Source organism: Phaeodactylibacter xiamenensis (assembly GCF_000759025.1).
Taxonomy (GTDB): domain Bacteria; phylum Bacteroidota; class Bacteroidia; order Chitinophagales; family Saprospiraceae; genus Phaeodactylibacter; species Phaeodactylibacter xiamenensis.
Map to the genome: position 1 here is coordinate 137,514 of NZ_JPOS01000035.1, position 19,302 is coordinate 156,815.

20 protein-coding genes are annotated in these 19,302 nt (G+C 52.1%); 9 read left to right on the forward strand and 11 right to left on the reverse strand.

What is annotated here, in order from left to right:
• The first annotated feature begins 1 nt into the window (after nt 1).
• Both crcB and IX84_RS14205 read left to right on the forward strand, forming a co-directional pair.
• Entirely contained in the window at nt 2-364 is a 363-nt protein-coding gene (gene crcB, locus IX84_RS14200; protein WP_044221944.1) for a fluoride efflux transporter CrcB, read from the forward strand.
• A gap of 20 nt (nt 365-384) precedes the next feature.
• On the forward strand, nt 385-1,323 hold the full coding sequence (locus IX84_RS14205; RefSeq protein WP_044221947.1) for a tryptophan 2,3-dioxygenase family protein: 939 nt from the start codon (nt 385-387) through the stop codon (nt 1,321-1,323).
• Here the strand turns inward: IX84_RS14205 and IX84_RS14210 are convergent.
• From IX84_RS14210 to IX84_RS14230, 5 genes are all read right to left on the reverse strand, one after another.
• Nucleotides 1,320-2,810: an O-antigen ligase family protein gene (locus tag IX84_RS14210; RefSeq protein WP_152605061.1), complete on the reverse strand. Its 1,491-nt coding sequence runs from the start codon at nt 2,808-2,810 to the stop codon at nt 1,320-1,322. The genes IX84_RS14205 and IX84_RS14210 overlap by 4 nt on opposite strands.
• Nucleotides 2,811-3,914: a Wzz/FepE/Etk N-terminal domain-containing protein gene (locus tag IX84_RS14215; RefSeq protein WP_044221950.1), complete on the reverse strand. Its 1,104-nt coding sequence runs from the start codon at nt 3,912-3,914 to the stop codon at nt 2,811-2,813.
• 53 nt (nt 3,915-3,967) lie between these two features.
• Entirely contained in the window at nt 3,968-4,894 is a 927-nt protein-coding gene (locus IX84_RS14220) for an FkbM family methyltransferase (protein WP_044221953.1), read from the reverse strand.
• Nucleotides 4,895-5,043: 149 nt separating this feature from the next.
• Nucleotides 5,044-6,489: an oligosaccharide flippase family protein gene (locus IX84_RS14225; protein WP_052516014.1), complete on the reverse strand. Its 1,446-nt coding sequence runs from the start codon at nt 6,487-6,489 to the stop codon at nt 5,044-5,046.
• A gap of 19 nt (nt 6,490-6,508) precedes the next feature.
• Nucleotides 6,509-7,747 (reverse strand): ABC transporter permease, encoded by a 1,239-nt coding sequence (locus tag IX84_RS14230; protein WP_044221956.1) that lies wholly within the window; start codon nt 7,745-7,747, stop codon nt 6,509-6,511.
• A gap of 68 nt (nt 7,748-7,815) precedes the next feature.
• Between IX84_RS14230 and IX84_RS32930 the strand changes: the two genes are divergently transcribed.
• The gene (locus IX84_RS32930) at nt 7,816-8,127 is read left to right on the forward strand and encodes a hypothetical protein (protein WP_044221957.1); all 312 of its coding nucleotides are present in this window, start codon (nt 7,816-7,818) and stop codon (nt 8,125-8,127) included.
• Between the two features lie 76 nt (nt 8,128-8,203).
• On the opposite strand, the gene IX84_RS14240 is transcribed toward IX84_RS32930, so the two are convergent.
• Genes IX84_RS14240 through paaE form a run of 3 tightly spaced genes read right to left on the reverse strand, consistent with a single transcriptional unit; the run spans nt 8,204 to nt 10,385 of the window.
• Complete coding sequence (locus IX84_RS14240) at nt 8,204-8,713, reverse strand: peptidase associated/transthyretin-like domain-containing protein (protein ID WP_044221958.1); 510 nt, start codon at nt 8,711-8,713, stop codon at nt 8,204-8,206.
• A gap of 13 nt (nt 8,714-8,726) precedes the next feature.
• Nucleotides 8,727-9,305: a TetR/AcrR family transcriptional regulator gene (locus tag IX84_RS14245; protein ID WP_044221959.1), complete on the reverse strand. Its 579-nt coding sequence runs from the start codon at nt 9,303-9,305 to the stop codon at nt 8,727-8,729.
• A gap of 9 nt (nt 9,306-9,314) precedes the next feature.
• The gene (paaE, locus tag IX84_RS14250; protein ID WP_044221960.1) at nt 9,315-10,385 is read right to left on the reverse strand and encodes a 1,2-phenylacetyl-CoA epoxidase subunit PaaE; all 1,071 of its coding nucleotides are present in this window, start codon (nt 10,383-10,385) and stop codon (nt 9,315-9,317) included.
• Nucleotides 10,386-11,151: 766 nt separating this feature from the next.
• Here paaE and IX84_RS32935 point away from each other — a divergent pair.
• From IX84_RS32935 to IX84_RS14270, 5 genes are all read left to right on the forward strand, one after another.
• On the forward strand, nt 11,152-11,799 hold the full coding sequence (locus tag IX84_RS32935; protein ID WP_152605062.1) for a hypothetical protein: 648 nt from the start codon (nt 11,152-11,154) through the stop codon (nt 11,797-11,799).
• A 25-nt stretch (nt 11,800-11,824) separates the two neighbouring features.
• Nucleotides 11,825-12,460, forward strand: coding sequence for a hypothetical protein (locus IX84_RS14255; RefSeq protein ID WP_044221961.1), 636 nt, complete (start codon nt 11,825-11,827; stop codon nt 12,458-12,460).
• A 6-nt stretch (nt 12,461-12,466) separates the two neighbouring features.
• A complete protein-coding gene (locus tag IX84_RS14260) occupies nt 12,467-12,976 on the forward strand; it encodes a T9SS type A sorting domain-containing protein (protein ID WP_044221965.1) in 510 nt (169 codons plus the stop codon).
• Between the two features lie 80 nt (nt 12,977-13,056).
• The gene (locus IX84_RS14265) at nt 13,057-14,634 is read left to right on the forward strand and encodes a T9SS type A sorting domain-containing protein (protein ID WP_152605063.1); all 1,578 of its coding nucleotides are present in this window, start codon (nt 13,057-13,059) and stop codon (nt 14,632-14,634) included.
• A 115-nt stretch (nt 14,635-14,749) separates the two neighbouring features.
• Complete coding sequence (locus IX84_RS14270) at nt 14,750-15,682, forward strand: T9SS type A sorting domain-containing protein (protein ID WP_044221969.1); 933 nt, start codon at nt 14,750-14,752, stop codon at nt 15,680-15,682.
• Nucleotides 15,683-15,854: 172 nt separating this feature from the next.
• On the opposite strand, the gene IX84_RS14275 is transcribed toward IX84_RS14270, so the two are convergent.
• The 3 genes from IX84_RS14275 to rpsT all read right to left on the reverse strand — a co-directional run bounded on the left by IX84_RS14275 (nt 15,855) and on the right by rpsT (nt 18,351).
• A complete protein-coding gene (locus IX84_RS14275) occupies nt 15,855-16,235 on the reverse strand; it encodes a hypothetical protein (RefSeq protein WP_044221971.1) in 381 nt (126 codons plus the stop codon).
• Nucleotides 16,236-16,376: 141 nt separating this feature from the next.
• Nucleotides 16,377-17,999 (reverse strand): glycosyltransferase family 39 protein, encoded by a 1,623-nt coding sequence (locus tag IX84_RS14280; RefSeq protein WP_044221975.1) that lies wholly within the window; start codon nt 17,997-17,999, stop codon nt 16,377-16,379.
• Between the two features lie 100 nt (nt 18,000-18,099).
• Nucleotides 18,100-18,351: a 30S ribosomal protein S20 gene (rpsT, locus tag IX84_RS14285; protein ID WP_044221978.1), complete on the reverse strand. Its 252-nt coding sequence runs from the start codon at nt 18,349-18,351 to the stop codon at nt 18,100-18,102.
• A gap of 223 nt (nt 18,352-18,574) precedes the next feature.
• On the opposite strand from rpsT, the gene IX84_RS14290 reads away from it, so the two are divergent.
• A complete protein-coding gene (locus IX84_RS14290) occupies nt 18,575-19,300 on the forward strand; it encodes a hypothetical protein (RefSeq protein WP_044221980.1) in 726 nt (241 codons plus the stop codon).
• Nucleotides 19,301-19,302 lie beyond the last annotated feature (2 nt).

Below are 19,302 nucleotides of genomic sequence, written 5' to 3' on the forward strand. Positions count from 1 at the left end.
CATGCAGGCAGTATTTTGGGTGTTTCTGGGTGGTGGATTCGGTAGTTTGGCCCGCTTCGGTATTGGCAGGGCGCTGCATTTCTGGAACCCTGGCTTCCCCTATGCCACCTTGTTCGCGAATATAGTCAGCTGTATCCTGCTGGGTTATCTGATGGGGCAAGCCCTGCACGGGCGTATCAGTCAGGAAGGGCAATGGCTGCTCATGACTGGTTTTTGTGGTGGGTTCAGCACGTTCAGCACTTTTTCCGGGGAGTCCTTTAGCCTCCTGCAGAGCGGGCAATATGCTTATGCACTGTTAAATCTTGGAGGTAGCCTCCTCCTTGGGTTGATTTGTATATATTTGGGGCTACGCCTTAGCGGATAACCAAATTGCAGTATAACCCTATGGAGCTTACCCACGAAATCCTGGAACGCCTGGAACAGCTGGAGGAAAAATATTCCGTCATGGGGCAGGATATCCTGTCTTATCTGGACGGTCTATTGTATGCAGATTACCTCACTTACTGGGATTACATTCATCTCGACACCCTGTTGAGCCTCCAAACACCGGAGACACCCTTTCCTGACGAGAAAATTTTCATTCTTTATCATCAGATCACAGAGCTTTACTTCAAGCTTAGCCTGCTTGCTATTGAGCAACTGCTTGATGCGGAAGCGCCCGGGCTTGACTTCTTCAAACGGCAGGTCACCCGAGTCAACCGCTACTTCGACAGCCTGGTCAGCTCTTTTGATATTATGGTGGAAGGCATGGACCGGGACGAATTCCTGAAATTCCGGATGAGCCTGCTGCCTGCGAGCGGCTTTCAGTCGGCACAGTACCGGAAAATCGAGTTGATGAGTACGGATATGTACCGCCTGGTGCACGGCAGCAAACGGGAAGAAGTAGCCCCGGACAGCCCGGTGGAGGAGTTGTACCAAAGGTTATATTGGAAATCGGGTGCTACCGAACTGGCCACGGGCAAGAAAACCCTCACCCTGAAGCAATTTGAGCAAAAGTACGCAGAGGAATTTCAGGATCTGGGCAGGGAAATGCGCCACCGCAATCTTTGGCAGGCCTACCTGCGCCTACCGGAGGCTGACCGTCAAGACGAAGAACTTAAGCAACTGATGCGCCATTACGACTTTAATATCGAAGTGCGCTGGCCGCTTTCGCATCTGCGCAGTGCGGTACGGTACCTGGATGCTAAACCACAGGTGATAGAAGCCACCGGCGGGACCAACTGGCAGGACTATCTGCCGCCCCGCAAGCAGCGCATTATTTTCTTCCCTGACTTGTGGACGGATGAAGAGCTGGACAATTGGGGCAAGAGTATCCGCTTTTAAACCCCTTGCTCTTCCTGCAAACGGCGGCGGTGCTTAAGGTCAAGGTTGACTAAAATAGCGAGGGACATAAAGAAAAACGGACCTACCTTATCGGTCTCAATCAAATCATTGATGAGTTGCATCACGGAGATAATAATGATGCACAGCATCGCCATCATGGCAATCTGTTTGTCCCGTTTGGTGCGGGCATTGGCGTATATGGCTTCGCCCCGGACCAGTGCATAGAAAATCAATATCAGGAAGAGGAGTAACCCCGGTATGCCCTGTTCCACGAGGGTCATCAGGTAGTAATTGTGAATGCCGGATCGTTCCGGGTTGTCACTGACATAAGTTGTGAAACTCGTGACGGTATAAGACTTATAGAAAAAGTAAAAGTTGCCCGGTCCAAACCCGAACAAAGGCTCCGCAGCGGACATATTGAAGCCTGCGACCCACCGGTAGAGGCGCTCCATCGTTGAGATATCCTCCAGTTCGTAAGTGGCTTGTATCAGGTTGTTGAAATCCTTGTGAGTCACGGTCGTTTCATAGTTGGGCGCATAGTCAAGATAGCGGTTATCGCTGATCATATAAACGAGCCCGGCGATACTACCGGCTACAGCCAGAGCCAATACCCACTTTGTCAACCGCCAGCGCAGTATATAGTATGCACCGATCGCTGCCACAACAGCTACATAAGCCGCCCGGGTATAGGACAGCTGTATTGCGATCAGAAGCACCGGCAGGCTTAGGGTAATAGCCAAGCGGGCCAGGCTCCCTTTGGGATACCATTGCCGCATGAACCATACAAACGGGGTAAATAGCACGATGATTGCAGCGTAGGAAACATGGTTGCGGTAAAACGGAGTGAGCACCCAGTGGATTTCTGCAAAAGTAAAGCCCTGAGTGGCATGGCGTGCCGTAACGATCAGGATGGTAACGATCAGGGGCGCAAATACAGACCAGAAAAAGCGTTTGAGATCTTGTTCTGTTTTTAGCATCCGGATTGCCAGGAAGTAGAATGGGGCAATATACCAGAGCTTTCCTGCCAGAAACTTAAAGGATACGACTGGCTGATGGGATAAAAAAGCACTGATGGCTATCCACCCGATATGAAGGCTCAGCAGCAGGGTAATGGGATGCAGCAGAGGTCTTTTGTCTATGCTGAGCCCCTGCCGGACTAAGAGAAGGATGCTAACAAGCATGAGCCCCACCATCAGGGGTTCTGTGGGAAGGTCCAGCCCCAAACCATTGGGTAATTGCAGTTCGGTGGAAAGGGGGATGCAGATAAGCAGCAGGGTGAACACCGCCCGCACATCCACAATTGTGAGGTACACAATGATACATGCCGCAGGGATGGCAGCCAGGAAGTACCAGGAGCCGGCAATGGCTGTAAAGAGCGAAAGCATCATCAGGGCAGCGTAGGCCAGGAAAAACCGTTGTGGTTGTCCTTGCTGTGCCCACCAATGGTGGATTCGGTCTAAGGTGCTATGTACTCCTTTTGCTTTCAATTAGGATCCTTTGTAAACAGATTTCCAGTCGACATCCTGATAGGTGTCCAGAATTAAGACACCAATGACGGAGAAAAGAAAGGCAATGGCTACTGCGCCAATCACGATGAAACTCCGCTTGGGGCGGGATTTAATAAGCGGCACTTCTGCTTTTTCCACCACTACAATAGATGGTATATCGGAATTATAGACGGACAGGGTCTGCTTCAGGCGCTCCTTATCTTCGCTCAGGGTAGCATTGGCCTCAAGGTATTGGCGATTGAGGGTGCCCACTTCGGCCATACCATCATTGAAGCGCTCCATACGCTTAGAAACATTGGCATAGGACCCTTCGAGGCCCCTGACAGAAGCCCGCAGCTGTAGGATGGTGTCCCGGGGTACGCCCTGCGTTTCCTCAAGAGCTTTGAGGCGGGCCTGGCTTTGCACGAGCTTCGCTTCCGCTTCTGATACCTGACTGGTCAGGGCTTCAGATTGCCCGTCGATGTTATAGATTCCGTAGCGGCGGCGTTTAGCGATCAGGCTGTCACTTAAGGCTTTTAGCTGAGCTTCTTTGCTCTCAATATTACTTTGATAGGAGTTTATAGTCCGTAGCTGCCCTTCCCGGATGAGTTGCCGGGCCATTTCGCCGATTTTGCGGCGGGCGGTATTGGCCATAGCAGCGGCCATGGTGCGGTCTTTGTCCTCCACACTCAGCTCAATGGCATCCCGCTTGGTCTTTTCCACCTCATAAAGCCTGGCAAATTTATCTCTTACCTTAAATTCCGCCTTGGGCTGGCCGGGGTCAATTTCGTAGTGCTGGTAGAGTTGGAAAGTATCCACGAGGAAGTTGATCAGCATGCCCGACTGTGCGATGGTGAGCAATCGGTCGATGTCATTTTCATTACCATAGTAGGCCGTCCGGGTCTGTCCGTCACCAAAGAGGGCATCAGGTTTGGCCTGGTCCGGGCTGACGGCCAGGAATACCGTAGTGCCCTTGTAGTAATTGGGGAGGAACAGGCTGATCGCTACCGCTCCTATACCTGTCAATGCGCAAACGGTGATAATCTGCTTCTTCCAGCGAAAGAGCGTCCGAATGATATCTAAAAGGTTGTCTTTCTGTTCCATTTATCTGTACTGGTCAAAAAATTTGTGCAAAAGTACTCCCTTTAGCTTGAATTTTAAGGCTTTGCCAAAGTTGGATGCACGAAAACGATATTATCAGAATCTATGCCCTGCTCCATATACCAGTTTTCAATATCTGGCAAGGGTAGCAAGCTGCCGCTTTGCTGAATAGCATGGGGCGTATATCCTGCGTTCAACAGGTCGCATGCGGCTTCCCGATGTGGGGTATTGCCCCGTTCCGGATTGAGGTACTCCATCACAATCGGCACAGGGTGTTTATGCAAAAATGGCAGTGCGCCCTCAATGACAGCCGCTTCTCCGCCTTCCACATCAATTTTGATCAGGTTTGGGGTCATGGCCGTTTCTTCTAAAAAACGGCTGAGCTGCACACCTCTGACTTCTTTACGCTTTGGCTGATTGCCTTCAAACCAGTCCTGCCCCTCAAATTGCTTCACGTCCGTAGAGTTATACTCTGAATGCAAGGGGTCGAATTCGAAAAAAGTAACCGCCTGCCCATCAGCATTAACGGCTGCATGTACTGCCAGACAGTTGGGAAGGGGCTTAAGGTTGGTAGAAAGGCAGGAAAAGGTGTCCTCAGCCGCTTCAAAAGCGAATACTTTACCGCCTTTTCCTACAAGCGTAGCCGCAAGCAGAGAAAAGTAGCCAAAGTGCGCTCCAATATCCACAAATACATCGCCGGGCTCCAATTGCTGAATCATAAACCGGGCCAGCCGAATCTCTGAGCTATGGGTTTTTCCGCCAACGAGGTAAAGGTCCGTGCCGGCGGGAAGGACTACCTGCATCCGTTCACCAAAAAACGTCTGTATTGTTTTTAGTTTGCCCTTGCGTTGATAACGATACAGCGTTTCCCGGAACCCAATAGCATAAAGGTATCGTGCGGGGGTAGCCCGCAGGCGTTGCCATTTAGACCCCTCCGCGAAATGCTCGACCTCTTTCAGGGCTTTTAACAGTTGTTGCTTCATGGATGTGACAAAAACTTGAAGAGGCGAAGGTACAAACTTCGGCCTATTGTCTGTGTACCAGTATTCTCTGGCTTCCAACCAGCTGGCCACAATGAGTGGCGGTTAGGAAATACACGCCTTGTGGTAAATGTGCTACCTGAAGACTGAAGCTAAGTGGTTTTTCTGCGGCTAAAGTCTATAATCGAATTGCTTTGCCATACAAATGACAGTGCGAGCACTCCACCTATACCTAAAATTGCGAGAAACGACCAATACCAATCGAAGGGAGCCCAGTAGTTTAGGCTTTGCGCAGCAGCCAACAGCAGGAGAAGTGAGCCCGCCAGTTGCCCCCAGGTTGTGAGTGGGACCCTGAGCTGCAACTGCCGGGAAGCCACCCATAGCTCACCTGCAATAACAAACACCTGTGTAGCCAGGGTCGCAATGGCAGCGCCCTCTGCCTTAAGGCTGGGAATGAGCCAAAGGTTCAGGGTCAGGTTAATGCCCAGTCCGATACCGAATACATAGTTCAGTTGCCGGGTATGGTTGCTGGCAACGAGCAGGGTGCCAAAGACATACGTCCCTGAAACGGCCAGGTAGCTTGCACAGAGGAACACAAGAATGCGACCGGAGTAAGCCGAGCCACTATCATACAGCAGCTCCATGATCTCAGTATGGTAAGCCCCTGCGCCCACCAGTAAAATGAGGCCGCTAAGTGTGATGAGCTTAAAGCTAAAGTAAGCCAGCGGTGCTACCGAAGTTTGCTCCTTTAGCATGCGCGAGAATAGGGGCAAAAGTAAGCCGGCAAAAAGAAAGCCTACCATGTTTGCGGCTTCGTAAAGCCGGTAGGCGGAGGCATAAAGGCCTGCTTCGGTTGCTCCGTCCGGCAGCAACTGCTCAATCATTAGGCCGTCCAGGCGGTAATAAGCTGACATAAGGAAAATACTCAGCGCATAAGGGGCACTTTCCCGAAGCAGGTAACGCAAAAATACCGGGTTGACGCGTAAGCGGAAGCGGGGGAGTCTGCGCGTGACAATACTCATGGCGATCAGTGCCGTCATACTGAGCGATGCGGTTTGTGCCCAGACAAACCATTCTATCCGAAAAGGCCCTGGCACCAGGTTGCCCCAAAGCAGCACACTGCAAATCAAGATGAGCAACAACCGATCGGTAACCGAAAGGAGGCTGTCCAGCCGGTAGCGCCCCAGCCCGGATACATTCGAGCGGAGGTACAGTACGAGCGAAAACAGGATTTGATTCAATGCGATAAAAAGCAGGAGGCTAAAGTGCGGCAGGGTATAGCCCGCCCACCAGCCTATGCCTAACACAAGGGCCAGATAGAGGATCGATAGGAGCCCTTTTAACACGATCAGGTTTGGAAAGTACTTGACCAGCAAGTGCCTGTGCTGCGCAATATTCCGGTTGTTGTAGTTCTGTATCCCGAAGTCGTTGACGATCTGGAACAGGAACGTGAAGTTGAAGAGAGCAAAGTACAGCCCGTACTCGTTTTCCGATACTGTATTCTGCACCGTCCGGTCAATGCCAAAAAGGTAGAACGGCTTGATCAGCAGGTTGGCCGTCAACAGGAAAACGATATTGAGGAGGAACTCACGCTTCATGGGCGCAAGGTAAGGCCTTTTACTCGTACCGCAGCGATTCGATGGGGTCCAAACGGCTGGCTTTCATCGCCGGGTAGAGTCCGGAGAGCAGACCAACGCCGGTGCAGGTGACAATAGCAATAATCACCCAAGCCCAGGGAAAGAGGAAACTACCGCTGGCAATGATGGCTACGACATTACCCGCCAGTACACCCAGGAATATTCCAATCAGCCCGCCAATGAGGCTAATGGTCACCGCTTCGGTCAGGAACTGGGTGAGGATATTGCTTCGTTTGGCCCCGATGGCTTTGGAAATACCAATTTCCCGGGTACGCTCCGTCACTGAAACCAGCATGATATTCATCAGTCCAATAGCAGCGCCGATGAGGGTGATCAGCCCGATACCCACTGCAGCCCAGCGGAAGTACGTGGTGTTTTCCCGGATTAGGCCGATAAGGCTATCACTTTTGGTGATTTCGAAGTCATTGTCCTGAGCAGCTTCGAGCCCACGGACATTACGGAAAACGGCGGTAGCATAATCCGTTCCTATATCAATCTGATTCGCATCATTTACAGCGATCATGAGGTTGTAGTTGGTGCGGCTGCTGCCGTAGTAACGCTTGCCGGTCTGTAGGGGGATAAGCACGCGGCGGTCTTCATTGCCACCCATACTCGATCCTTTCGACTGCATGGCGCCGACCACCTTGAGCTTGATGTTGCCGGCGTGAACGTACTGGCCTACGGCTTTCTCGGGCTGCCCTTTGAACAGTTCGTCCACTATTTCAGAACCAATAATGGCAATAAACCCGCCACGGATAGATTCCAGATAGGTGAAGTTCCGCCCGGCGGCCAGCTCAAATCCTTTGGATTCGAGGTAGTTCTCGTCAATGCCGAAGAGGCCTACGTTGGGGTTCGTTTTTTCATCTGCGCGTTTGATGGTGGCGGTGCCAGAGCAGGGCAGGGATACGGAAACCCGGGCCGGGAAGTCGTACGCTTCTTTGAAAGCCAGTGCCTGGTCATAGGATATGGGCTCGCCGATCTTTTCGCGTCTTCCACCGCGGTGTCCCCGCACGCCTTCTCCACGGGGCTCAATGTCGAAGGTATTGGCACCAAGATTAGAGAGGTTGTCGCTCAGGGAGTTGATACCTACGTCGATGGCGGTGAGGATGCCTACGAGGGCCATAATCCCGAAGGCAATGATCATCAGGGTGAGGATGGCGCGGAGCCAGTTGGACCGGACGGTGCGCAGGGCGAGGGTGATGTTTTCGCGTAAGCTCATGGCGTGGCTTTGTTTTTACAAATTCGAATGTAGGGTTTTTTGGGGGAAGGTGGGAAAAAGTTCGATGAATGGGGGGTGGGAGTCGGCGGTTGGCAGTCTGGCAGTTCTGTAGTGGGCAGTGGGGAGTCTTGGAGTGGGGGAGTGGGCAGTGGGCAGTCTTGGAGTGGGGCAGTCTGGGTAGTGGGCAGTGGGCAGTCTTGGAGTTCTGTAGTGGGCAGTGGGGTAGTCGGCAGTGGGCAGTCTTGGAGTTCTGTAGTGGGCAGTTGGGCAGTCGGCAGTCTTGCAGTTTTGTAGTGGGCAGTGGGGTAGTCTTGCAGTCGGGTAGTCGGCAGTGGGGTAGTCGGCAGTGGGCAGTCTGGGCAGTCTGGGCAGTGGGGTAGTCTTGCAGTTCTGTAGTCGGCAGTGGGCAGTGGGGGAGTCGGCAGTCGGCAGTCTGGCAGTGGGGCAGTGGGTGGGCTAGAGGCCGCCAGGGAAGAGTGGGGAGTGTTTGAGGTCGCTACTATGATAGGTGACTCCGGAGGAGGTGTTGCTTAGATCGATGAGGGGGATTCGGTAGCTGGGGCAGTAGAGGTCTTCGGTGAATTGCTTTTTGGGCGTGAGGCAGGCGTTTAATTGGTAGGGACCGGGTGGTAGGGGCCGGAGTAGGAAGGATGCGGTTTCGTGGCCAACGTAGAGGGCTTTAAGGGTTAGCTCTGTATTGGCAGGCAGGTTGATGGTGTAGTGGCCGTTGAAGTCTGCTTCAGTACCTTTGATGAGGGTGTTGTCTTGGTAAGCGGCGATGGTGCAGAAAAGGAGGGGGGCTCCGGAGGGGCCTTGGATGGTACCTTGCAGGGTTATCATGGAATCAGGTGTTGTTGGGCTGACTGTATCAATGGGCGTGGGAGTTGCCTGTGTTATGAAGTCTGTGGTGGTACAACCGGATAGGATGAGGGCGAGTGCGGCAAAGTATACCGGGAGGCGCTTCATAGCAGGGATGTTTTTATGAAGAATGCAGGCCGCCCATGAGGAGTTCTATGACTTCGGCTTCCACTGCCTCGGCAGAGCGGGACTTGCCTTCCTGAAACCAGTCGTAGAGCCAGCGCACGGAGGAGAAGAGGGTGTAAAGCATGACGTTGGGGTCCATTTGCCGGAAGGCGCCGCTCTTCATGCCGGTATTGAGGATGTTGCGGAACCGCTGCTCGTAGTCCTTGCGGAGCGCCTTGAATTCGGAAAGGTAGGGCTCATTGAGGTGGCGCCACTCGTCGTTAAAAGCGGTGACTGAGGTGGCGTCTTCCATAGCGGTCCGGATGTGCAGGGACAACAGGGCACGGACCTGTGCGGGCGCATCGGCACCGGATTTTTCCACCTCTTCCATACCTGAGATAAAGCGGTGGGCATTATCAAAGCAGATGTTGCGCAGGATTTCTTCCTTGGAGGAAATGTGGTTGTACAGGCTTGAGGCCTTCAGGTTGACTGCTTCAGCCAGATCGCGCATGGAGGTGGCCGAGTAGCCCTTGTCGCGGAACAAGTGGGCAGCGGCTTCCTGAATGATTTCCTTCTTGGTCTTCTTCGTTGTCATGCAGCAAAGTTAACTATCAAAATCCACAGCGACCCGGTCCGTTTTGGGGTGGGCCTGACAGGTGAGGATGTAGCCGGCAGCCAGCTCATCGGGCTCCAGAGCGTAGTTGACGTCCATTTCCACTTCCCCTTCGGTCAGTTTGGCGCGGCAGGTGCTGCATACTCCGCCTTTACAGGCAAAGGGCAGGTCGGCACCCGCTTTCAGTGCTCCGTCCAGCAGGGATTCAGCATCCGAGGCAAGTGGGAATTCCACCGTAGTGCCGTCCAGGGTGATGGCGACCATAGCGTCCACCTTAGGCTGATCTGCACTGCTTTTGGCTTTGGGGGCGGGCGCTTTTCCGTTGCCGGTATTGAAGAGCTCGAAGTGGATTTTTTTGCGGTCCACGCCGTGTTGCTCCAGCACCTCCCGGATGCCCTCGATCATCGGGAGCGGCCCGCAAAGGTAGAAGTCATCTACTTCCGCTGTATCAATCAGTTTATCGCAAATCGTAGCGCACTTATCGGCAGAGATGCGGCCGCTCAGCAGCGGGCTGCCCAGTTTCTCGCGGCTGAGTACGTGGTAGATGCGTAGCCGGCCCATGTGCTCGTTCTTAAGCCCTTCGATTTCTTCCCGGAAGATGATGCTGTCCACCATACGGTTGCCGTAAAAGAGGGTGAACGTACTCATCGGCTCCTGCTCCAGTACGGTCTTCATAATGGACATCACCGGCGTAATACCCGACCCCGCCGCGAAGGCCACATAGTGTTTGGCTTTCGCCTGATCAGGCTCAGCGGTAAAGCGGCCCATAGGCGTCATCACCTCCAGCTCATCGCCAGCCTTCAGCGTTTCATTGGCATAGGTGGAAAAACGGCCCTCCGGCACCTTCTTCACCGCCACGCGCAGCCCTTCGGCCGGCGTACTGCAGATGGAGTAGGAGCGGCGCACCTCTTCACCATTGATTTCCGCCTTGAGCGTTAGGTATTGTCCGGGCAGAAAGGCGTACTCCGGCTGCAGTGCTTCCGGCACTTCAAAGGCTATAGACACACATTCTTCGGTCTCAGGCCGCACTTCGCGTATCTTCAGGGGATGAAACTTTGGCATTGCTGTTCAGTCTTTTCTATGAATAACGATACGAATGAACGTTCGTTTGCAAAGATAGGAAAAAGGTTGGTAAGCTTGGCCCTGTCTCTTTAAAGTGTTGCTGGCGTGGAGCTTAACCCAGGGCCTTTCCAGAAGCTCTGCCCCAGCTTTTCTCGATCAAACCCACCAGATTCCGACAGGAGCCCTTGCCCAGAGGTAGCCTACCTACAAAATGTTAACCAGCCGCTCCCCCGGGCCGTGCTCAGTAGCCCCGCACCTTCTGCACGGTCACAGCAAACCCATTGTAACCCGCGTCCCTGAATCACCAAGCTTTGTGCTTCCTACAATGTTTTTTTGATAAAAAAGCTCAAAAATTTGGAAATATTGCGGGGGGGGGTAAATTTGATCATTGCTAAAATATAAAAGCACATAATAAAACGGGAATTAGTTTTTTCGCAGTATTTGTGTTGCTTGCAGCACGCTGTGCCGTTCGGGCGCTCCGTTCATTTCGATTAATTGCACCAGGTTTTTTATTCATGTTTTTGCACGGCTAACCGGCTACAAGTCCGGCATTAAAAGATGGTTATGTATCCTGTGTACAGATTAGTACCTGGCCGTTCTATGCCTAATGGTGATGGCCGCTGTTGTTGTATTGAATACCGTCACCGGTGCGCCGGAAGTGCAAAAAAGTCAGTTTTGAATGAAAACGTTAAGCGTAGCTTTTTCAAACCAAAATATCATGTAGTATGAAAAAATCACTGTTGAATTTGCTCTACCTTCGTTTCGCATGCCAAAAGATTTTGTGCGGATTTTGCATGGGGTAGTTCTTGTGTTGCTGGCCAGTTCCCAAAAAGGTTACACCCAGTGCAGTGTATACCCTAATCTTTTAACCGCCAATTTGAACAGCGCTAATTCGACGCTATCCATATCCGGGATAAGTTGTGAACCTTGCCGGGTTGGAGTTGGCGAGAACCGCAACAGATGCATCTGCCGGGAGGATTGTAAGCGCATGATTCCCCCGGAAACTGTTATTGATGAAATACAAAATGATTGTATCGAAGATTGTGCAGATGAGTTCCCTAATGATCCTAATTCATATCACCATTGTTTAGGTTATTGTGATGAATTGCCTTTTCAGGATTATTATGATTGTTTATCAGACTGTGGTAACTATAGTCAGTTGAGGCGCCCTGTAGAATATGAATATCGGATAGGTGTATGGTATGCCACTGGATTCGTACCTTCATTTACTGGGGATCCTGACGAAATATTTCAAAGTGAAAATAACGGCGCTCCTCCGGAAACAATAAGTGTATCTTTGATGAATACTCCATCAGGAAGTTATAGTTATTGTTACTTCACATTCTTGGAAATCTCCTACGACGATGGCACCTGCTGTCACTTCATCAATGCAGAGTGCGTATCTATTGGTTAATTTGCTAATTTAAAACCCACAAAACATGAAAAAGATAACACTTCTGGCAGCACTCGCCATACTGATGCTTGCCGCTTGTGAAAAGGACACCGTGAATACTGCTGGGAACAACTCCAACGGTGAACTGGCAAATCTGACGATCGGCATTGTGAGAGATTACCTGCCGTTGGATTTGGTCAGGCAAAACAGCACAGTAGTCTTTAAGAATGCCGATGGAGAAGAAAAAAAGCTTCAGATTCACTGGCTGGAAGAAGAAAAGGAGAAGGCATACGGCAACCGTACTTACGAATCAGAGCACATTGCCATCTGGTATTTGGACGAAAGTGACCGGACTTACCAATTGAAAACCATTGCATCAGCAAACTATACGGAAGGAGGAGCCAATGAGTTCGTCACGAGCTTGATAAACACAACAGTTAATAATGGTCTTTCTACTGCTTTATCTTCGATATCCATATCAGCCGACAAGTCGCCCTTGATGTGTGACTTGTTGCCATCAGTCGATATTCTGGGCAAGACTTTCGCAGACGTTTACACCAGCGGGGTGGTTTTGGAGGATGTCACCTCTTTTTCCCGGCTATACTACACGATAGAGCTGGGTGTCGTAGGCTTCGAAGGCTGGGAGGGAGAAATGTGGGTGCTGGACCGTTTTGAGGAATAGAAACGGATGAAAACCCACAAGGAGGTGGATATCGCCCGGATCAGTCAGGGCAAAGGGTGGCATGAACTGGGCGAAGCAGAGCTGAAAGCCCTGGAAGACATCGCTTATTATGGGAGCACCGGGGCAGGAGTCCGCGCCCAGAACATCCTGAATGCCTTTTACGGGGCGGGGCAATACCACGAGCCCATTCTCCCTACTGGTCTACAAGCCCTATCCAAACCGGGCAGCAACCGTCCCGAAACCAGAAAAGCGCTCAAAGTGCCGGCTCAGGTACAGGCATTCCCCAACCCGGCCCGGCAGTCGGTCACCTTCCGGTGTACTTTGCCGGAAGGCACAGAACAGGCAGAGCTTAGCATACAAGACGTAAACGGGCAGACTATAGCCGTGCTGCCCATCGTGGAGGGACAGGCGACGGCCTCCTGGGACAGCCGGCCTTACCCCGCCGGGCTGTACTTTTATACGCTCCATCTGCCCAACCGTCGTTTAGCGACCCAAAAATTGGTTATCTTACGGTAGGTTGAGCAACCAAAGTATTAATGCCCTGCTTGCCTGTCTCAGGCAGGCAGGGCTATTCTCAAGATAACAACTGGCTTCTCATGCACCTCAGATTTTTGCTATTTCTATTCCTGCTCAGCAGCGCTTCCTTGCTGCCTGCACAGGAGGAGGCTTTCAATAAGCGCTATTACTTTGGTTATGCTGCGGCTATCATCAACGGGGTCTACCCTACAGACAGCTGCATTTACATCACCGGGCTGGCCGCTGATACTATACCGCCCTTTTATCCTTCAGGCTTATTTTTTGCTAAGCTGGACCTGAATGGGGAAGTCGAACATACAGCTTTTGCCCATCCGGAAGGGCAGGTTATTGAAAACTGGAGAGGTGGCTTAAAGTCTATCGGAGAAAGGTTTCTCACGAGTGCAATGATAAGAGATACGAGCTTTAGGGTGGCATTGATTTTTTTGGATTCAGCAGGATCGATTGTGAATACCAATGAACTCCTTCATTTTTTTCCGCTTCATGAAAATACATTTCAAACAAACTATGAGCCAGTTATTGGAATCGACAACAAAATATTGCTGCCTACCCGTGACCGGAACCCTCAGGGGGTCAACAACACGGAATCCGTACTTCAGCTATTTACTGCAGATGGGGAGCTTTTATGGCGAAAAAACTTTGGCGCTTTTGATTATTGGGATGCTCCAGTTTCAGCCAGCGCTATAGATAGTATCTTTATTATTGGAGGGCTGCGTGCAAATTTCAATAAAGTCAGAAAAAATTATATTTACCAACACCGTATCTACGCCATCGACACCCTCGGCAACGTCCAATGGAACTACCTCAGCCCGGTTGATGAGCTGCTGAGCGAACAAATGGCGATCCACGCAGAGCCGGACGGTAGCGTCATTGCCGCCTGCTTCAAAGGCGAAGAGTTTTCTGTGAATGCGGTTTCGGGGGCGATCAACTGGAGCCCGGCCTACATCTACAAGCTCAATCCGCAGCATCAGTTGGAGCGGGAAGTGGAGTTTCATGAGCCTTACCCGACAATGGGCTACAGTGACCTTAATAAGGTTCTAGCCCCGGCAGATGGAAGCGGGTATGTGATAGGCGGGCATATTTCGATATTAGAGGAGGGGGAAGCAGATGTCGTTGGTTGGCTCGCCAAAGTGTCCCTGGATGGAGAAAAGCTTTGGAACCGCAAAATAAGATATCTGGAAGTCCCTGATGTACTTGAAACGCACGAGATATTCGACCTAAAAGAAATGCCTGGCGGCGGCTACCTCATGGGCGGGCAGACCATATACGGCAATGAGCCTTCCGGGCCCATACAGCGCGGCTGGCTGCTGCGGGTGGATGAAGAAGGCTGCCTTGTGCCCGGCTGCCACCTGGTCAGTACGGAGGAGGCTGCTGCCCCGGCTCTTTCGCTCCACCTCTATCCCAACCCAGCGCAGGAGTACCTCTATGTGCTGCTCCGGGATGCGGGCATTGCCCGCCGCCGGGGCCCTGCCCTGCAATTGCTGGACCTGCAGGGGCGCATCTTGCAGTCGCACCCCGCCGGCCGCATTGATGAGGTGACCAGCATACTGCTGGTACGGGGCCTGCCTGCCGGCGCCTACGTCCTCCGCTATGTGGCGGACGGTCAGGTTTTGGCGGCGGAGCGGGTGGTGGTGCGGTAGAAAAAATCGTTTTGCAGTTTACCTTACCTACTACCGCAGGGCACATTTAGGAATCCTGCACCGCATGAGCTAAATTGACATTGTCGTTTATCATCAGACCATTTAAACATAAAATATGAAAAAGACAACATACGCTTACTCCCTGTTGCACCTGCTACTTGCAGTGACTGTAGTTTCGCTCAAAGCACAGGATTACACCCCTTTAGTCATTGAGCAGGCCACCTGGCAGATCATTGCGATAAATGGAAATGTTTATACCCCCTTTGGCTACACTATTGAGGGGGATACCACGATTGAGTCGGTAGCGTACAAGAAAGTTTATTATTTGGATTTGTACCCCGATACCTTCTCAGTCGACTACGCTATTGAAGACCGATGGCTTTTTGGGGCCCTGAGGGAAGATACTGCTGCCCGCAAGGTCTACACGATTATATTCGATGAAACATGGGATGGTTTCTGCACCATTGGTAGTGAGATTGAACTCTATGATTTTTCAAAAGGCATTGGAGATACGATTAGCAATTGTTTGACTTTTCCTGACATAGAATACCCATATATCATTGATGCCATCGATCAGGAGGAAGTATGGGGGCTTAACCGGACTCACATCCAAACCTCACAGTACGGCATTGAAGAATCGCTGATTGAAGGCATTGGATACTCCGGTGGTCTTTTTGTTGAAGCTCTTTATTTGCCCAGTACTGCTGATTGGGGGGTGTTCCTTCATGATTATTGTGTGGGTGCTGCAGCGGACTGTGGATTGCTCAGCAGTACGGTTTCTGAAAAGGTGGTGCCGGCAGTCCGGGTATTCCCCAATCCGGTAAGACAGGGTGCGCCACTGTGGCTCGAAAAGCCGGAAGGCATGGCTGCTGACCATACCGTAGAATTGGTGGATGCTATGGGGCGGCTTTGTATCCGTCAGGCGTACACACCACCCGCCGATGGGCAATACCTTTCGACCACCGGATTAGCTCCCGGCTTTTATGTGTTGCAGTTCCGTAGCCAAGACGGGCAGCTTTTTCAGCTTGAAAAAGTAATCATAGAGTAGAGTAGGGGCATGGATGAGAGAGGTAAGCTTGTATTATACCGACGATAAAGTGGTTTGCCACAGCAAACCGACTTGGTGTCGGCATAAACGCTGGAAAGTGGCCTGCGCCTGTCCTGACAAGCTTCGCTTCGTCACGGGCCGATGTTGCAAACCACTTTGTTAAGCGTATACATCAAGCCTTGCGAGCTGTTCCAAGCTCTACACTCACGAGGGCCATCACCACCAAAACCTCTCCGATGAAATAAGCCACGCCCAGCCAGGTCAGGGTGTCGAAGCGGTAGGCCACGATCCCAAGCGTAGCAATACAGTAGAGGGTATTGGCTACTGCGATGCCGGTCAGAAAGGGGGCTCCGCCTTCTTTGATCCGCCAGTAGCAGGTGAGGGAGTAAACGGCAAAGCAAGCGGCAACGCCCGCCAGGATGTAGAGAAGGGAGGCAGGCATGCCAAACACAGACTCGTACCGGGCAAGCACCTGACTGAGCAGGAGAGCGGTGATGATGGCACCAATGCCGTCGATCAGGAATAGCTTGTTAATCGTAGCTTTGGCAGGCATAGGTTCGTTTTTACCCGGTTGCATGGAAGGAAAGGGTAAATGGTTAAACGCGCTACTGACCATTCTGTTCTTTATGCTTTAGCTGTCCGCGTACTTTCTCAAGGTATTTTTCATCTACTTCCAGAACACGGCAAATCGTGGTCAAGGCTCCCTGCGCAGTACCCAGACCCTGTCCGGGCAGCCGCCCCACAGCCACCGTTGGTAAGTAAAGCCAGCCTGCATAGCGTAGCCGGGCCTTGGGCCGAAGGCGATCATCCACTCATCATCATCCACCCACCACCAGGATTTACCGGGCTGCCCTTTGCGTGCCGGGTGGTAATGATGCCAGCCATTGTACTCATAACCAGCATCCACCCGCTGCATGCGGATATCATTGCGCTGCAGCCATTCAAAAGCCTGTGCCCGGGCGCGGTTCCAGGCAAGATAGTCATGGGTAGCCAGCATGCTGAAGAGCGCAAATATAAAGAGGACTGCTCCTTTAAACCATACCTGTGGCTTTGGGGCAAGGGTTGCCAAAAACAGGATAGCCGAAGCCACGCTCAGCAGCATATACCGATCGAAAAAACCGGTGACCGACATAGCCAGGAAATTAGCCAGATTGAGCAGCAGCAGAAAAAGGAAGAAATCCTGCTGTTTTTGATTCAGCTCACGCAAGGCACTCAGGCCCACCCAGGTCAGCAGGCTGGCTGACAGCTGACTGATGTAGCCCAACGTATACATCGTCCATGTTGGCAACTGTGGCGTATTGCGGAGCTGAAAAGTGTATACATCGCCCAACAGCTCCGGGCCAAGCCCCCAGTTGTACAGGATGTTACCACCGTACGGAAAAACATGGCCGGCATAATGCTGCGCGATGAGCAAGCCTGCATTCGCTACTAGTATCCCGGTCAGCGGCCAAAGCCGGAGTACGCCGGCAGCCCGCACACGAGACCAAAGAAAGGGGAGCAACGGCAGGCAGAACGCCCCGAGGTAGACCCATGACTTAAAGCTTTGCCGGCCCAGCTGTGCGAGTACTCCCTCCGGCGCCTCCCAAAGTTGCTGCAGTAGCTGCGCCGAGACCGGCAGGTAGTTTTCGCTGATGCCTAACCAGGGTTTTACTGTATTTTCCAAAAGCAAGTAGGCGCTTGCAGCCACCGCTGCGGATAGCCCCGCCCAAAGCCATCCCCGCATTCCACCGCGCTGTTGCAGCAGGTACCAGCCCCCCATAGCCGGGAAGAGTAAGATGCCCGGTTGCCGGTTGAGGTAGGCCAGCAGGCTTAAAACTACAAAAAGAAGCAGCCACCGGATCTGCCTGCTCTGCTGAAACCTAAGGCCTGCCCAGGCGGCCCAGATAACCAGGGCCAGAAAAGGCACATCGGTCATAAAGGAAAAAGAAAGGTGAAAATACAATGGGCTGAAAAGCAAAACAGCGGTGCCCACAGTAGCCATGCTTACGGAAACACTGAGCAACCGGAGCAACCGGAAGAACCCCAGCCCGCCCAGCCCCGCTGCCGCCCAGGTAGACCACCGCAGGCATTCAAAACTAAAGCCCCCGCCCAGTTTGCAAAACAGCGCGCCCCAGGCCACTTGCGTCAGGATATTCGGAGAAAAACGAGCCTTAATTGAGAGTTGCCCCGTTTCGACCCATTGCTTAACGGGGTAGGCGTACTGCCAGTCGTCGTTGAGCGGGAAGTCCCCGCCAAGGCCTACTGCCAGCGCAGCGGCTATCCAGGCCAGCAAGAGCGCTAAAGCGCCGCGATGAAGCGTGATGTAAAACGGAGCCATAGACGATCAGGTAGAGGCGTGACGAGGCAGCAACACAAAAAAGTGTACCCCTCTCTGACGGAAAGATACACTTTTCAGGATCGATTATCCTGGTATGAATTTACAGGCTCGCGACGTGGCGAGTCAGCTTGCTTTTCAGGTTAGAAGCCTTGTTAGCGTGCCAGGTACCGCGCTTCGCCAAGCGGTCTACCATGCTGATGACCTTAGGCAGGAACTTCTCCGCTTCTGCTTTCTCCTTCATTTCACGGAGCTGACGGATAGAAGTCCGGGTGGTCTTCTTGTAGTAGCGATTGTGTACACGGCGCTTAGCTTCCTGCCGCATGCGCTTCTTTGATGATTGGTGATTAGCCATTACTTTATGATATTTACATGCTTTTCCAAAAAAGAGACGCAAATTTAAAGCTTCTTTTTAAGATTTTAAAGCTTACCTCTGATTTTATTATGCCGGTAGCTTTACTTTGGTAGTGGAGCCGGTATTGCCAAACAATGAACCGCAAAGCGCGTGGCATTCCAAATCATAGTGGTATCTTTAGCAGCCAAAATTAAGAGGAAGATCAAAAAACAAGAATTACACCATGAGAAAAAAATTACTGCTGCTGCCGGTGTTGTTTTTCGCTGCCATTAACCTCACACAGGCACAGGTATGGCTGGAATTAGGCGCCAAAGGTATGATGGGTATGACCGGGCTGGCTAATGCGAATATCAATGGCGACTCAGAACATGACAGCTCGCTAGGCTTTGCCACGTCTCTGGGCGGAGTGGCCAACCTGAATTTTGGCGATTACCACGGGCTGACTTTTGAAATGCTGGGCGCTACGTACAGTCACTCCATGACTTACCGGGGGGCAGCCGGCAACCGTACTGTAAATATGGAGTGGGAAAGCATCGATGCCTACCTGTTGTACCGTTTTTTCCGGAGCAACGGCGCTTTCGCAGAACTCGGGGGCAAGGCTACTTATCTGCGTGGTGCGCAGCAATCCTTCGGGACAGACTGGTCAGATGTTTCGGGTAAGTACACCGACCGCTATTGGTCAGGGTGCTTTGGAGTGGGCGGTTTTGTGACCGCTAATAAGGTGCTGACCGTCAAAACCGGAATACGGGCAGAGTACGCCTTTACGGACCTGATGTCAGCCGAGGGGCAGGCAGAAAACTACCCCACCTTCTACACCAACTACGATACTTATGAGGAAACACGACCCTTCCGGATTGGCTTCTACATGGAAGTGACCTTTGGTGTGGGTGGCATTGCGCAGTCACAGTGCGGTGCCCGTGGTGTAATATTCGGCACCGGGTACAACTAGCC

What these genes read in the sequence shown, in the direction of transcription:
- crcB (WP_044221944.1), top strand. Translation starts at nt 2, where the DNA reads ATGCAGGCAGTATTTTGGGTGTTTCTGGGTGGTGGATTCGGTAGTTTG.
- IX84_RS14205 (WP_044221947.1), top strand. Translation starts at nt 385, where the DNA reads ATGGAGCTTACCCACGAAATCCTGGAACGCCTGGAACAGCTGGAGGAA.
- IX84_RS14215 (WP_044221950.1), bottom strand. Translation starts at nt 3,914, where the DNA reads ATGGAACAGAAAGACAACCTTTTAGATATCATTCGGACGCTCTTTCGC.
- IX84_RS14220 (WP_044221953.1), bottom strand. Translation starts at nt 4,894, where the DNA reads ATGAAGCAACAACTGTTAAAAGCCCTGAAAGAGGTCGAGCATTTCGCG.
- IX84_RS14225 (WP_052516014.1), bottom strand. Translation starts at nt 6,489, where the DNA reads ATGAAGCGTGAGTTCCTCCTCAATATCGTTTTCCTGTTGACGGCCAAC.
- IX84_RS14230 (WP_044221956.1), bottom strand. Translation starts at nt 7,747, where the DNA reads ATGAGCTTACGCGAAAACATCACCCTCGCCCTGCGCACCGTCCGGTCC.
- IX84_RS32930 (WP_044221957.1), top strand. Translation starts at nt 7,816, where the DNA reads ATGGGGGGTGGGAGTCGGCGGTTGGCAGTCTGGCAGTTCTGTAGTGGG.
- IX84_RS14240 (WP_044221958.1), bottom strand. Translation starts at nt 8,713, where the DNA reads ATGAAGCGCCTCCCGGTATACTTTGCCGCACTCGCCCTCATCCTATCC.
- IX84_RS14245 (WP_044221959.1), bottom strand. Translation starts at nt 9,305, where the DNA reads ATGACAACGAAGAAGACCAAGAAGGAAATCATTCAGGAAGCCGCTGCC.
- paaE (WP_044221960.1), bottom strand. Translation starts at nt 10,385, where the DNA reads ATGCCAAAGTTTCATCCCCTGAAGATACGCGAAGTGCGGCCTGAGACC.
- IX84_RS32935 (WP_152605062.1), top strand. Translation starts at nt 11,152, where the DNA reads ATGCCAAAAGATTTTGTGCGGATTTTGCATGGGGTAGTTCTTGTGTTG.
- IX84_RS14255 (WP_044221961.1), top strand. Translation starts at nt 11,825, where the DNA reads ATGAAAAAGATAACACTTCTGGCAGCACTCGCCATACTGATGCTTGCC.
- IX84_RS14260 (WP_044221965.1), top strand. Translation starts at nt 12,467, where the DNA reads ATGAAAACCCACAAGGAGGTGGATATCGCCCGGATCAGTCAGGGCAAA.
- IX84_RS14265 (WP_152605063.1), top strand. Translation starts at nt 13,057, where the DNA reads ATGCACCTCAGATTTTTGCTATTTCTATTCCTGCTCAGCAGCGCTTCC.
- IX84_RS14270 (WP_044221969.1), top strand. Translation starts at nt 14,750, where the DNA reads ATGAAAAAGACAACATACGCTTACTCCCTGTTGCACCTGCTACTTGCA.
- IX84_RS14275 (WP_044221971.1), bottom strand. Translation starts at nt 16,235, where the DNA reads ATGCCTGCCAAAGCTACGATTAACAAGCTATTCCTGATCGACGGCATT.
- IX84_RS14280 (WP_044221975.1), bottom strand. Translation starts at nt 17,999, where the DNA reads ATGGCTCCGTTTTACATCACGCTTCATCGCGGCGCTTTAGCGCTCTTG.
- rpsT (WP_044221978.1), bottom strand. Translation starts at nt 18,351, where the DNA reads ATGGCTAATCACCAATCATCAAAGAAGCGCATGCGGCAGGAAGCTAAG.
- IX84_RS14290 (WP_044221980.1), top strand. Translation starts at nt 18,575, where the DNA reads ATGAGAAAAAAATTACTGCTGCTGCCGGTGTTGTTTTTCGCTGCCATT.